The 13,214-nt window shown below is 45.0% G+C and carries 12 protein-coding genes; 4 read left to right on the top strand and 8 right to left on the bottom strand.

What is annotated here, in order from left to right:
- Positions 1-140: 140 nt before the first annotated feature.
- Complete coding sequence (locus IQ263_RS06810; RefSeq protein ID WP_194066755.1) at positions 141-848, bottom strand: SDR family oxidoreductase; 708 nt, start codon at positions 846-848, stop codon at positions 141-143.
- 47 nt (positions 849-895) lie between these two features.
- On the opposite strand from IQ263_RS06810, the gene IQ263_RS29745 reads away from it, so the two are divergent.
- Positions 896-1,075, top strand: a complete 180-nt coding sequence (locus tag IQ263_RS29745) for a hypothetical protein (RefSeq protein WP_194066756.1) — start codon at positions 896-898, stop codon at positions 1,073-1,075.
- A 147-nt stretch (positions 1,076-1,222) separates the two neighbouring features.
- Here IQ263_RS29745 and IQ263_RS06820 read toward each other — a convergent pair whose 3' ends face one another.
- From IQ263_RS06820 to IQ263_RS06850, 7 genes are all read right to left on the bottom strand, one after another.
- Complete coding sequence (locus tag IQ263_RS06820; RefSeq protein ID WP_194066757.1) at positions 1,223-2,617, bottom strand: PIN domain-containing protein; 1,395 nt, start codon at positions 2,615-2,617, stop codon at positions 1,223-1,225.
- A gap of 42 nt (positions 2,618-2,659) precedes the next feature.
- Positions 2,660-3,931, bottom strand: a complete 1,272-nt coding sequence (locus IQ263_RS06825; protein ID WP_194066758.1) for an APC family permease — start codon at positions 3,929-3,931, stop codon at positions 2,660-2,662.
- Between the two features lie 416 nt (positions 3,932-4,347).
- The gene (gene pstB / locus IQ263_RS06830) at positions 4,348-5,199 is read right to left on the bottom strand and encodes a phosphate ABC transporter ATP-binding protein PstB (protein WP_228049855.1); all 852 of its coding nucleotides are present in this window, start codon (positions 5,197-5,199) and stop codon (positions 4,348-4,350) included.
- A 222-nt stretch (positions 5,200-5,421) separates the two neighbouring features.
- Positions 5,422-6,402 (bottom strand): phosphate ABC transporter permease PstA, encoded by a 981-nt coding sequence (gene pstA / locus IQ263_RS06835; RefSeq protein WP_194066759.1) that lies wholly within the window; start codon positions 6,400-6,402, stop codon positions 5,422-5,424.
- A 2-nt stretch (positions 6,403-6,404) separates the two neighbouring features.
- A complete protein-coding gene (gene pstC, locus IQ263_RS06840) occupies positions 6,405-7,406 on the bottom strand; it encodes a phosphate ABC transporter permease subunit PstC (protein ID WP_194066760.1) in 1,002 nt (333 codons plus the stop codon).
- 249 nt (positions 7,407-7,655) lie between these two features.
- Positions 7,656-8,684, bottom strand: coding sequence for a phosphate ABC transporter substrate-binding protein PstS (gene pstS, locus IQ263_RS06845; RefSeq protein ID WP_194066761.1), 1,029 nt, complete (start codon positions 8,682-8,684; stop codon positions 7,656-7,658).
- A 648-nt stretch (positions 8,685-9,332) separates the two neighbouring features.
- Complete coding sequence (locus tag IQ263_RS06850) at positions 9,333-10,523, bottom strand: NYN domain-containing protein (RefSeq protein ID WP_228049849.1); 1,191 nt, start codon at positions 10,521-10,523, stop codon at positions 9,333-9,335.
- A gap of 80 nt (positions 10,524-10,603) precedes the next feature.
- Here IQ263_RS06850 and IQ263_RS06855 point away from each other — a divergent pair, with 80 nt between their 5' ends.
- From IQ263_RS06855 to IQ263_RS06865, 3 genes are read left to right on the top strand one after another with little or no spacing between them, the layout of a single operon-like run.
- Positions 10,604-12,112 (top strand): UbiD family decarboxylase, encoded by a 1,509-nt coding sequence (locus tag IQ263_RS06855; protein ID WP_194066762.1) that lies wholly within the window; start codon positions 10,604-10,606, stop codon positions 12,110-12,112.
- A 10-nt stretch (positions 12,113-12,122) separates the two neighbouring features.
- Positions 12,123-12,470: a DUF6888 family protein gene (locus tag IQ263_RS28275; RefSeq protein ID WP_228049850.1), complete on the top strand. Its 348-nt coding sequence runs from the start codon at positions 12,123-12,125 to the stop codon at positions 12,468-12,470.
- Positions 12,454-12,954 (top strand): DUF6887 family protein, encoded by a 501-nt coding sequence (locus tag IQ263_RS06865; protein ID WP_194066763.1) that lies wholly within the window; start codon positions 12,454-12,456, stop codon positions 12,952-12,954. The genes IQ263_RS28275 and IQ263_RS06865 overlap by 17 nt, the downstream gene beginning before the upstream one ends.
- The last annotated feature ends 260 nt before the right edge of the window (positions 12,955-13,214 follow it).

Raw genomic sequence — 13,214 nt, forward strand, 5'->3', positions numbered from 1 at the left:
TCTGGAACATTGAACTTGTGTCTAAAATGTTGGGAGAATCTATGAATTAAGGCTGGGATTGTACTTGTTTTGGGGTCAATCGGTGCGATAAGAATATCATACAAACTGAATCGGTGCGCCTCGGCGCACCCTACAAACTACTAGAAAAATAAATGACTTTCCGGCTGAATATTAATCTCCAGCGGCACAGCTTGCGGGTCAGATGAAAGAGCAAACATAATCGCATTTGCAGCGGTTTCGGTACTCAGCATTTTTGAGCGGTCTACCTTCAAACTCACATTATCCCAAAACGGAGAATCCACCCCACCAAAATAGAATAGTGTAAATTTAATGCCGTAGCGGCGCAGCTCATCTGCCATGCACTTGCTAAAACCAACTACTCCAAACTTTGAAGCACAATAAGCAGTTCCCATCGCCATCGAATGCTTGCCCAAAATCCCGATGACATTGCAGATGTGACCGGATTTGCGCTCTTTCATCACATTCGCGGCGGCTTGAGATGTGTAAAAACTGCCTTTCAAGTTCAAGTCAAGCATCGCATCTAAATCAGCGGGTTCTAACTTGTTCCACTGCTTGAGAATTCCGGCACCGGCGGCGTTTATGAGGGCATCAATTTGTCCGAAATGTTCGACAGTTTTTTGCATCAGCGTCTCGACTTGCGACAAGTCGGTGATGTCTGTAGGTACGCACAGTACCTCTGTTGTTGAAAGTTCGCTTGCTAAAGCATCTAATTTACTGCTGTCTCTGGCGGCGAGCACTAGCGTCGCACCCGCATCGGCGAGTTTGCGGGCTACTGCTGAACCGATGCCGCCAGTCGCACCCACCACAACCACAACTTTGTCCTGCATATCCCTTTACATTTCTTTACGTCCAGATTGTATGATAACTCAAGTTATTGGGTATTGGGAATTGGGAATTGGGAATTGGGAATTGGGAATTGGGAATTGGGAATTGGGAATTGGGAATTGGGAATTGGGAATTGGGAATTGGGCGGAGCGAAGCGGAGGGATGGGGAATTGGGCGGAGCGAAGCGGAGGGATTGGAAATTGGAAATTGGGGAACCAATAACCAATAACAAATAACCAATAACAAATAACCAATAACCAATAACCAATAACCAATAACAAATAACCAATAACAAATAACCAATAACAAATAACCAATAACCAATAACAAATAACCAATAACCAATAACCAATAACCAATAACCAATAACCAATAATTAATTTAGGGAAACTTGCCAGCCTTTTTCGCTTTTTTTTAGCTTGAGAGAAGTGCATGATTGCAAAAAGTTAGGGAGTTTTCTGCCAAAATTAAATTCTTTAATTGTTTGGGTAATTTGTTTGCCGTATTGTCTGTGAAATTCGCTGCCTACATTGGAGAGAAATACAGAATTTTGAGGAGAGTTGTCGGTTAAGTCGCTAACTATTTTGACTATAGCTTTTTCCAAGTCTTCGAGAGAATTAATATTGGTTAAGCTGGTCGGTGCTGTTTGGGTGTGATTCACATTTTCTTTGTTAAGTATGGGCGGTGGGGGGGGTGATTTAACTTCAAAGAGAGTGACATAAGTTTGAGATTTTTCTGAGGGTTTGTGAAGAACAAAATCGGTGGGATATTTGAGAAATATATCTCTGGTTTTAGTTCCTAAGAGATGCTGGGCAACTATTTGATTTAGGACTAAACCGTAATTTTCTGTAAATAAAGCTGAAATTGTGGAAATCTTAATCCACTGGGTTGAGGTGAGCTTTTGCTCTTTTTTGATTAATTCTTTTAGCTGAATAACTAATTGTTCTACGGGTGTTATTTCGGGTAAAGTCACGAGGGAATGGGTTTCCACTTGTCCGGTTTTACTGTTTAAAACTATGATTTGATCTATTTGCTTGCGGACTTGAAATACGGTTAATCCGTGGGCTTGTAGTGTATTGCTGAGGTGGGTGAGGGCGCGATCGGACGAACAGACAAAAATCTCTTTTGCTGTGGGATAATGTACGAAAATTGATGCGCCTACTGTTGCCATTTTTAAGTCGGCGCTGTCTTTACCGGGGGGGACGTGAATCAGTTGATAGCCGCGCTGGTGAAATTCGGTATCTTTTTTGCCCATGCTGCGCCAGTTGGCAAAGGCTACTTTGATTTGGATGGGATAGTGGCAAATTCCTTCTAGGAATTTTTCGGTTTCGATGGTGAGTTGCAAGTTTTCGACATCTAGCAGCAAGATGGCTATGCCGACAGGAAGCGAATGTGTTTGGTTTGCGGTGGGATTTGGAGGTTTTGGGGAAACTGAGTTTTGTGATGGGGCTGTGGCTAGCTGCTGAATTTGGGCAAATATTTTGCTGAATTGAGATGAATTAATGAATTCTGGAATCAGCAGAATTTGGAGATATTTTTTCGCAGTCTGCAGCAGGGATTTGGTATCGCTGGCTACTTGGAAACTTTTGGTCAATTTTTCAATCAAAACTGACTGAAAATCAGGTTTGGCCCAGGGGGTTTTCCTGTATTTTTCAGCTATCCATTCGGGATGTTGTTCCTGAATGGTAATTAGTGTTTGAGCGATATAGCGACTGATGGCGCTGAATGCGACTGATTCTTGAGTGGCTAGGAAGGAAGTTCGATCGGGCATGGCCCTCTACAATGCGGGATGGTGTCTCAATCTATCATAATGTTAGTTTCTTGTCGGCGGCCGGACGATCGCCCGCCAAATCCAACCTGCTGCAATTAACGCCAACCCAGTCAGCCAAATTTGCCTCTCCACCCAAAAAGCCAGAAACAGACACGCAGCCAATCCAACCCAAGCCAGCCACTGCGGGTAAAGCCTTTGGGCGGGGGAAAGTTGCAGCGCTGCGAGGTTGGTGATAGCGTAGTAGATCAAAACGCTAAAGGCACTGAATGACCAAGTGGTTTTGACATCGCCGACTAAAATTAAAAGTGCGATCGTAATTTCGACAAATACCACAGCCACATAGGGCGTTGTGCCCGAGGGATTCAGCCGCGCCAAGACTCTGGGCACATCCAGCCGCCGCCCCATCGCCAGCCAGACGCGCGACAAGCCTAAAATTAAGTTCAGCAATACTCCCAGCATGGCAGTAATTGCCCCGACGGCTAGCAGTTGAGAAACTCCCGGAGTGGGGAAACTGCGGGCGAGGACTTCCAAAGGTGCAGCCGTGCTGTCTGTTTGCAGGGACAATTTATCAGATCCCCCCACGCCTGCGACAACTATTGCTACCCCCACGTAAAGCAGCATTGTCAGCACCAAAGTGAAAATTATGGCTTTGGGAATGGTTTCCCTCGGTTCCCGCACTTCCTCGCTCATTGTGGTGATGCGGGCGTAACCGCTATAAGCGACAAACATCAGGGCGGTGGCCTGGAGGATGGAGCCGATCGAACTATCATTTTGTACAGTGGCTATTTCCCATCTGATTTCTGGTAAACCTGCAGCGATAAAGACAGCCAGAGATAAGAGTGTAACTGAGACTGTGACAGTATTGGCAATATTCGATCGCCTGATTCCGGTTAAGACAATTAAAGTTAGGGCGGCGAGGGCGATTAATGCTGTTAGGATCAGGTAAGTGCGATCGGTAACACCAACTGCATTTAAAAAATACCCCGCAAAACCCAAAGCAGCAGTAGCAGCAGAAGCCGTTTTAGCCAACAAAAACATCCAGCCGGCAGTAAAACCCAGCCAAGGATTGAGATATTTGTAACCATATTCATAAGTACCGCCGCTAACAGGGTGACTCGCCGCTAATTGAGCGCTATTCAAGCCGTTACAAACAGCAACCAAAGCAGCGATACCTACAGCCAAAATCACTCCCGGCCCCGCAATTTCCGCCGCAATTCCGATACTCACAAATACTCCCGTGCCCACGATTGAGCCGAGTCCCATGAGAGTAGCGCCAAAAACACCCAATTCTCGCTTTAGCAATGGTGAAGACATATAGCCAGATGTTGAAGGAAGAAGGAAGAAGGAAGAAGAAAATTGCAATTTCCCGCAATAGTTTCAGCAATTAATAATATTAATTCCGCTCTTCATCGGAATTATTCATATCTCTCTAGTCTCCCTCTGTGTTCTCTGTGTTCTCTGCGGTTAAATCATTCCGATGCAACCGGAAACGATATAACGTCCCGTTGAACCTTGGCGGTTTCCATAACTATAGCAGGCAAGATGCGTGCTCCACAAAAATATTTGCCTGTTGTGGAACAGGCATCTTACCTGTTCTGAAAAAGGTTCAAGGTGTAAGCAAGTAAATCCACTTAGTTAAAAGTAAGATACAGATGGCTAAAAAGCTTGCTGTATAAACATTCTTCCTTCTTCCTTCTTCCTTCTTCCTTCTTCCTTCTTCCTTCTACTTATTAACCGAAACGGCCTTGAATATAATCCCTTGTACTCGAATTACTTGCAGAAGTAAAAATCCGACTTGTTGGCCCAAATTCCACCATGTGGCCGATGCGACTTTCATCAGTATTAAAGAAAGCCGTATAATCAGAAACCCGAGCCGCCTGCTGCATATTGTGCGTTACAATCACCACAGTCAACTGCTGTCGCAGAGTCTGAAACAACTCCTCAATCTTCATAGTAGAAATCGGATCTAAAGCAGAACAAGGCTCATCCATCAGCAAAATTTTTGGCTTCACCGCCAAAGCGCGAGCAATACAAAGCCGCTGCTGCTGTCCGCCCGAAATCCCCTGCGCCGACTTCTTCAAATTGTCTTTCACTTCATCCCAAAGCGCCGCACTTTTCAGGGCAGATTCCACAATTTCGTCTAACTCTGCTTTGCTTTTGCGACCAAAAATACGCACTCCGTAAGCAATATTATCGTAAATGCTCAGCGGAAAAGGATTCGGTCTTTGAAACACCATGCCCATTTGGCGGCGCAAACTATTAATATTGACTTTAGGACTGTAAATATCCTGTCCAAAAAACTCCACCCGGCCTTTTATTTGAACTTTTCCTTCCAATTCGCCTATGCGGTTGAGAGCTTTAAGAAATGTTGATTTGCCACAACCTGAAGGGCCGATAATCGCCGTCACTTGCGGGTGAGGGATATTCATTGACAAATTTTCGAGCACTTTGTGAGTTCCGTAGGAGAAACTCAAGTCCTGAACCCGCAAGGCTGGCATGGCATTTGGGTCGATTTCAGGAGTCGCGTCTTCTAAAAATTGGTCGCTATATTTGTCAGCTTTTAAGTTGCTTTTGGGTTTCATCATTTGCAGTTTTTCTAGTGTTGAATGTAGATTTTTAGTAGATGTAAAATATTACCTGATGGCATTATTTAGTTCGTCTTGATAGCTATGCACTCATTTCCGAAATCATGGATAGACAAATAGCTGTTTTTACCCTTCTTTTACCCTGAGCGAAGCCCTTGGGATTCCCTCTTCTCTCTTCCTTCTTCCCTCTTCCTTCTTCCTTCTTCCTTCACCAGCCATTTACCTATCTTGCAAGCGTTTGCGAGTGACGGCGCGGGAGGCTAAGCTAGTAATTAAAACCATTCCCAAAAGGACAGAAGCAGCAGTCCACGCCAATTCGTTTTGTTCCTTGTAAGGAGAGCTGGCGTAACTGTATATTAATACTGACATAGAAGGAGTTGGAGTCAGCAGTGTCTCGGGAATTTCTTGGATTTTCGAGAGGGTTTCTGCGCCGATGGGAGACTGAACTATCTCGCCCAATTTCTCAACTAAAGGAGGCCAAAATTGGCTCGACAAGGCAGTTACAATTAGGGGTGCTGTTTCGCCGGCGGCGCGGGATGCTGCGAGTAAAATGCCTGTGGTAATAGTCGGAAGTGCTGAGGGAATAATAATCCGAAAAATAGTTTGAAAGCGCCCGCCTCCTAAACCTGCAGAAGCGAGGCGGTAAGAAGCAGGCACTAATTTTAATGCTTGTTCTGTTGTCAGCGCCACAACGGGCAGCATGATAATACCGAGAGCAATGCCGCCAGCTAATCCTGAAAATGCCTTGGTTGTTACAACAATTAAAGCGTAAGCAAACACACCGACAACAATTGAGGGAACGCTGCTGAGAATGACGGTGATAAAACGGATGGTATTCGCCATTGCCTTGTTTTCTCTGCCAAATTCTGACAGAAATATTCCCGTCATTACGCCGATTGGGACGCTGATTAATGTGGCAATTCCTACCATTAAAGCGGTGCCGAGAATCGCGTTAGCAAAGCCGTTGGGCTGGTCTTCAACTCCCACGGGTGCGGGCAGAGATACTAGCACTTCCCAGCTCAAATGTGTCAGTCCTTCCCCTAAAATTTTGTACAAAATAGCGAACAAAGGCAGCAGGGCTAGAGCTGTAAGAGCGAAGGCGATAACTGTCATTCCCCGGCTGAACAAATTTCGGCTCAGCGACAGGGGGCTGTAGATTTCTGCATCCAGAATACTGTTTGATTTTTGTGCTTGACTCATCTTTAATTCTTAGCTCCCTTAACACCGATTAGCTGAACCAGCAATACTGCTATTGCGTTCACCGACAGGGTGATGACAAATAGAATTAGGGCTAAATACATTAAAGCGCCGATGTGCAGCTCTTCTTGAGCTTCCCGAAATTGACTTGCCAAAACAGCGGGAATTGAGTAGCCGGGAGCTAATATAGATTTGTTGATTTGAATGGAGTTGCCAATTACCATTGTGACTGCCATTGTTTCGCCCAAAGCGCGTCCCAATGCTAAGATGGTCGCTCCGATAATTCCGGAACTTGCTGCTGGCAATAACAGCTTAAATATGGTTTCCCAGCGGGTAGCTCCGAGGGACATTGAAGCACTCCGCAAATCTACTGGAACTGACAGCAAGACATCGCGGCTGATGGCGGCTACTGTGGGCAGAATCATAATCGATAAAAGTATTCCAGCGGGCAGCATTCCCGGCCCAAAAGGTTCGCTGCTGAATAGGGGAAACCAACTAAAATTGTTGAATAGCGACTGCTGTAAAGGTAGCAGAAAGGGAATTAACACAAAGATTCCCCAAAGTCCAAAGATGACGCTGGGAATGGCTGAGATTAATTCAACCATGAATCCCAAGGGCGATCGCACCCAAGCAGGCAAAAAGTTCTCGCTGGTAACGATAGCTACTGAAAGTCCTAAAGGAATTGCGATGATAATGGCGATCGCAGAACTAACTACTGTACCGTAAATAAACGGCAAAGCCCCAAACTGTAACTCTCCGATATCCCATTTGGGATTCCACAAAAACTCCAGTCCAAACTTGCTAATAGCAGGCCAAGCATCCTTAAAAATTATCCCGCTCATCCAGAACAGGATGCCCGCCGTCGCTAAAGCAAAAGCCCATACAAATACAGTAAATCCCGACTCTAGCCACAAACCTTCACCCTTCGTATCAGTCAAATCTACGTGGGTGTTGATTGCTGCAGGCTTCCGAGTCAATTTTTTCGGTTTCTTTGAAGAATTGGTCATACCGAGTTATGGCGTAAACAGCGAAATCTTGAATAGAGAAACTCAGGATTTACGCACTTCGACAAAGAAACCGGGTTTTTTACGTAATCTGCTGACTACAGCGCGTCTTTTCGTAAAAAAACCCGGTTTCTGACCCCCGTGCGTAAGTTTCATGAATAAGGTGTGTACTGCACACCAAAGCCCCTGAAATTTATGAATTTTGAATCATACATTTAAGTCAAAACTCATAACTCCCTGAACAAATTTGAATTAACCTCTAGCAACCACACTCTGATTCACTGTTTGAATCACCTTTTGAGCTGTCCCTTGCGGAATCGAGGTATACTCTAGCTGTTTGTTGATACCTTGACCTGTAGTCATCACCCAATTAACCATCTTTTTAATAGCATCTGCTTTCGCCGCAGGATACTGTTTGTAGATTAACAGCCAAGTCAAGCCCACAATCGGATATCCATCATTGGGATTTCCTTCTACTAAACGGAAGTCAGCCGGGAAGGCTTCCCCTGAGAAAGCTTTTTCAGCTTCTGCTAAACTAGGATCTACAAACCGACCAGCTCTATTTTGAATAAATGCTGTTTGGAGCTTGTTTTGCCTAGCGTAAGTATCTTGAACGTAGCCAACTGCACCCGCTGTTTGTTTCACCAAACCTGCTACGCCAGGATTTCCTTGACCACTTAGAGGGCCACCGGGCCAACTCGGTTGAGCGGCACCTTTGATGCTGCTGCCAATTGCCTGCAAGTGATTGCTAAAAATAAAGCTTGTACCGCTGCTATCTGCCCGCACAACTACTCGAATTGCAGTATTTGGCAAATTTTTAGCTTGTCCAGAAATTCCTGCTATTTTAGGGTCATTCCAGCGGGTAATTTTGCCTTCAAAAATGCCCTTCATGGCATCGCTATTTAGCCTAACATTGTTGACTCCGGGCAAGTTGTAGACAACTGCAACCGCGCCGCCTGCTGTCGGAACTGCCATTACACCGCGCTTTACCTGAGATATCTGCTGGGAACTCATCAGCGCGTCGCTGCCTGCGAAGTCAACCGTGCCTGCAATTAATGCTCGGATACCGGCACCGGAGCCTGTTCCTTCGTAGTTTACGGTAATTTGATTTGCACTTCTCATCTGAGAGAAGTAGCGATCGTACAAAGGTTTGGGGAAAGTTGCTCCCGAACCGTTTAGTGTTACCGCAGCTACAGCGGAAGTAATCAACGAGAGCGAAAATGCTGCTACTGCTAGCGTAACTATCAAGCCGCGTCGCCAGCTTTTAGTGAAGAAAACCATAACTCCTTGTCCTTAGTATTAATAGCAGGCTTTGCAAATCTCTTCCATAGAATAGACTGAAATCCTAACTAAAAACAGAGAAAATAATAAGCTTGTTTTAAATTATGGTTAACATCAGATTAAGTTTTTAACGATTAAGAAATGACCGCCAAAACGATAACATTTCTTTAATCTATGGTTAACATTAGCAGGAGTTACGCAGGGTAGATTTCAGTTTTGCATTTGTAGTGCGAGCGTCCCCGCTCGCGTGCTGTGTAAAGCACGCGAGCGAGGACGCTCGCACTGTAAAAAAACAATCCTTTTTGCGATGGAGATGCTCCCCTTACGCACTCCTGACCAAAGAAACCGGGTTTTTTATTAAATCTGCGGGTCACAATCAAGTTTTTTCATACACAAACCCGGTTTCCGATACCCGTGCCTAAGTATTAATTAGATTAAAAAAATGAGGCTGGGGCGATCGCCACTTGATACCCCTTACCTTTTTTTTGCACTTTAAATGTTTGAGATGACTTTAAAAAGTCGAGAAAATTACTCTCTAATTTGAGAGATTTCAGCTTTTTGGTAATTGGTTGACCGTATTGTTATGAAATTCACTTGCTACCTGGTTAATCGAAATGTAAGCGCCTGGAGATTGAGCGGTTAAAGCTCTCATAATTTTTCCTCAGATGCTTCCAGCGCTGCCGGAGAGTCAGTTTGTGACGGTGCCTCTTTTTGAGCGATCGCCACTTGATGCTCGCTGCCATTTAATGTCAGTTGAAAAACCCAATGTCGCGATTGCAAAAATTTTATCAAACTGGAATTAGCCCAAAAATGTTTTACAATTACATCGGCATGACATTGATATTTCTTGAAAAATATTTTTTTAAGCTTGGTTACAGAAATAGCATCCTCTTTAGACTCAAATATCGCCGCTTCAATCATCTCTAAAAGTATCTTTTCTAAGGTGTCAAGCGAATCAATAGCAATTGAATTAGAAGGTAAAATTTCTGGAAAATTCTGACCTTCAATATTTTGATCGACGGGAAGAGAATTGGCGGGTTCTTCTGTCGCAGTAATTTCGTTTTTGAGTGACGACAATACTCCTAAATTGGTGGAATTTATAGAATTTAATTCGATAGCGCGGCGCTCTTGAAAAAGTTGAGTAACACTAGAAAACCAAGCTATCCGCTCCTCGATAGATTGGTGTTCTGCCTTCAGCAAATCGGCAATTTTATTTGCCAGTTCTGCAAAAGTAGGGAGTTCCACTTCCTCTTTGCAAGAATAGTGATTGCTCTCCCCAGTCAGATGATTTTCTACAGACAACACAGCATTTTGACTGCGTACCCGAAACACAGTCAATCCCTGATTTTGTAATTGATTGCAGAGGTGATTTAACAAACCATCGGAGGAACAAACAAAAACTTCTCGGACATCCCGATAGCGGTATAAAATAGCAGCACCAAAAGCAATCATTTTACCATCAGCGCTGCTAGCGCCGCCCGGAGCGTGAATTAGTTCGTAACCGCGATCGTACAATTCAGTATCCAGCTTACCGGTGCTGGGGTTTTTCCAGTTAGCAAAAGCAATCTTAACTTGCAGGGGATAGCTGCACAAACTGGCTAAAAACTTTTCCGAATTAATGTCGAGTTTCAAGTTTTCTGCATCTAGCAGCAAAATCGCAATTTCCCGATCGCACTTTACGGCTGTTTCTGGGGCACTCGAACTTTCCGCACCTTCGCCACTCAACGGGAATCGAGGCTCAAAACCTTGTTGGCTAACAGCTTGAAGCGGATAAAACTGCTGGCGACGGGAACTGCGGCTGTGGCGGAATCGATCGGGCGAACGTCGGGGATTTTTCATTAACTGACAATGGTAGCTTAACTTTATGGTGGCCGATGGGCTAATAATAAAATAAATACACTTAACAATTCTTAAAAAAAATGGCTAGAGATTTGCGGGGATTCCTGAAACTCCTAGAAGAAAGGGGACAACTGCGCCGAATTAGCGCTTTAGTCGATTCCGACCTCGAAATTGCCGAAATTTCCAACCAAATGCTGGTCAAAGGCGGCCCCGGACTTTTGTTTGAAAACGTCAAAGGGGCAGATTTCCCCGTGGCGATTAACCTGTTGGGCACAGAAGAACGGGTTTGCTGGGCGATGAACATGGAAAAGCCGATCGAACTAGAAGAGCTCGGCAAAAAATTGGGAATGCTACAACAGCCAAAACCGCCCAAAAAGATATCCCAAGCCATAGAATTCGGCAAAGTTTTGTTCGACGTAGTGAAAGCCAAACCAGGCCGCGACTTCTTCCCAGCTTGTCAGCAAGTGGTATTTGAAGGAGAAGGCGTGGATTTGAACAAAATCCCGATGATTCGCCCCTATCCGGGAGATGCGGGCAAAATTATCACCCTGGGTTTGGTAATTACTAAGGATTGCGAAACCGGTACGCCGAATGTGGGCGTTTATCGCTTGCAGTTGCAGTCAAAAAACACGATGACTGTCCACTGGTTATCTGTCCGGGGAGGCGCGCGGCACTTGCGGAAAGCGGCGCAGGCTGGTAAAAAGTTGGAAGTTGCGATCGCCCTGGGAGTCGATCCTTTAATCATCCTCGCCGCAGCAACGCCAATTCCTGTAGATTTATCGGAATGGTTATTTGCGGGACTTTACGGCGGTTCCGGCGTGAGTTTAGCGAAGTGCAAAACCGTAGATTTGGAAGTACCGGCGGACTCGGAAATCGTGTTAGAAGGAACGATTACACCGGGGGAAGTTCTGCCCGACGGGCCCTTTGGGGATCACATGGGTTATTACGGCGGCGTGGAAGATTCGCCGCTGGTGCGATTCAACTGCATGACGCACCGCAAAGACCCGATTTATCTAACGACATTTAGCGGGCGGCCGCCGAAAGAAGAAGCAATGATGGCGATCGCGCTTAACCGCATTTATACCCCTATTTTGCGGCAGCAAGTATCGGAAATTGTCGATTTCTTCTTACCAATGGAAGCGCTGAGTTATAAAGCAGCAATTATCTCGATCGATAAAGCCTATCCCGGTCAAGCGCGTCGGGCTGCTTTAGCATTTTGGAGTGCATTACCGCAGTTTACTTACACTAAGTTTGTGATTGTTGTGGATAAAAGTATCAACATTCGCGACCCGCGTCAAGTAGTTTGGGCAATTAGTTCTAAAGTCGATCCAGTTCGAGATGTATTTATTCTGCCAAATACGCCCTTTGACACGTTAGATTTTGCCAGTGAAAAGATTGGTTTGGGCGGCAGAATGGGGATTGATGCTACTACGAAGATGCCGCCGGAAACCGATCACGAATGGGGGGAAGTTTTGGAGTCCGATCCGGATGTGGCGGCGATGGTAGAAAGGCGTTGGGCTGAGTATGGTTTGGCCGATTTGAATTTGGGAGAAGTCGATCCGAATTTGTTTGGGTACGAGATGAGGTAGGGAAACGGCATTGCCGTGTCCGGGGCGGGGAGGAGGACACGGCAGTATATACCGTAGGGTGCGTCGCCATCCACAATCTCTCAATAAACTCGCAAATCTCCCAGCGACGCACCATACAAAGTTATTATTATATCCTAAAGTTTGTGCCACAATTGAGGAACGATCGATTAATCCTACTGACGAACAAGCCCAAGCCTGTCTGCGCGTCTGCCAGATGTTCTCTAGCTACTACCGAGATATTCAACTATTCCGTTTTAATGCTCAAACCAGAGAAGTATATATTTTCGTAAGTGATGAGCTGGAAGTAATCGTATCTAGTAATGGACTTTGGAGGTTTTTGGATGAAACCGAACTTTGATGAAATGAGCAGAGTCGAATTAAAAGCTTACGTGCTATCGCATCGGGATGATGATGAAGCGATTCGGGTCTTTTTTGGTCGTCGCAATCCCCCAGATTCACAAGCGACATGGTACGGGCCGATGACTACTCCTGAAGGTGTACCTATTGCTGAAAATATTCGCATCGCTGAGGAAGCAATTAAGAAAAGAGTTGAAATCGATCGCGAAAAACAACAACAAAGGAAAAAAGCACAGTCGGAGAATTTACGCCACAAATTAGAACAAGAGATTGAAGAAAAACTTAGAGATAAAATAGAATTAGAAGTAGAATCAAAGTTACAACAAAAATTAGAACAAGAACTTGAGGATCTGATAGGTGCGATCGCCCAATTTTTAGCATCAACCAGCGAGTTTTCATCAAAACTGGCAATGCCGAGCGCACTTTTGGCAATTCAGCAAAGAATTGAGGATTTTGGCGATTTTGAAGATTTGCGATCGAATTGAGTGCGATCGGGACTTACGCACTGCGTCAGAGAAACCGGGTTTTTACCGAGTCTTCGCGCTGTAACGCCTATTCTCAAAAAAATAATGAAAGTTGGTGAAATAATTTTAAATCAAATTAATTTGTTAGGCACTAAAGTCAGGGCTATTTCATTCTGAATAGGGTTTTGAGGAATTCAAGGCCAAATCCTGCCTGACGTTGAGCTTGAGCCATATTAGTTTCCCCCTGCTCCCGATAGAGATTGAGGGCCAAATTACGGGCG

It is taken from the genome of Tychonema sp. LEGE 06208 (assembly GCF_015207505.1).
Lineage (GTDB): Bacteria > Cyanobacteriota > Cyanobacteriia > Cyanobacteriales > Microcoleaceae > Microcoleus.

Excerpts from the sequence above, each read along its gene's own strand:
- IQ263_RS06810 (WP_194066755.1), bottom strand. The coding sequence starts at position 848 with ATGCAGGACAAAGTTGTGGTTGTGGTGGGTGCGACTGGCGGCATCGGT.
- IQ263_RS06820 (WP_194066757.1), bottom strand. The coding sequence starts at position 2,617 with ATGCCCGATCGAACTTCCTTCCTAGCCACTCAAGAATCAGTCGCATTC.
- IQ263_RS06825 (WP_194066758.1), bottom strand. The coding sequence starts at position 3,931 with ATGTCTTCACCATTGCTAAAGCGAGAATTGGGTGTTTTTGGCGCTACT.
- pstB (WP_228049855.1), bottom strand. The coding sequence starts at position 5,199 with ATGAAACCCAAAAGCAACTTAAAAGCTGACAAATATAGCGACCAATTT.
- pstA (WP_194066759.1), bottom strand. The coding sequence starts at position 6,402 with ATGAGTCAAGCACAAAAATCAAACAGTATTCTGGATGCAGAAATCTAC.
- pstC (WP_194066760.1), bottom strand. The coding sequence starts at position 7,406 with ATGACCAATTCTTCAAAGAAACCGAAAAAATTGACTCGGAAGCCTGCA.
- pstS (WP_194066761.1), bottom strand. The coding sequence starts at position 8,684 with ATGGTTTTCTTCACTAAAAGCTGGCGACGCGGCTTGATAGTTACGCTA.
- IQ263_RS06850 (WP_228049849.1), bottom strand. The coding sequence starts at position 10,523 with ATGAAAAATCCCCGACGTTCGCCCGATCGATTCCGCCACAGCCGCAGT.
- IQ263_RS06855 (WP_194066762.1), top strand. The coding sequence starts at position 10,604 with ATGGCTAGAGATTTGCGGGGATTCCTGAAACTCCTAGAAGAAAGGGGA.
- IQ263_RS06865 (WP_194066763.1), top strand. The coding sequence starts at position 12,454 with ATGAAACCGAACTTTGATGAAATGAGCAGAGTCGAATTAAAAGCTTAC.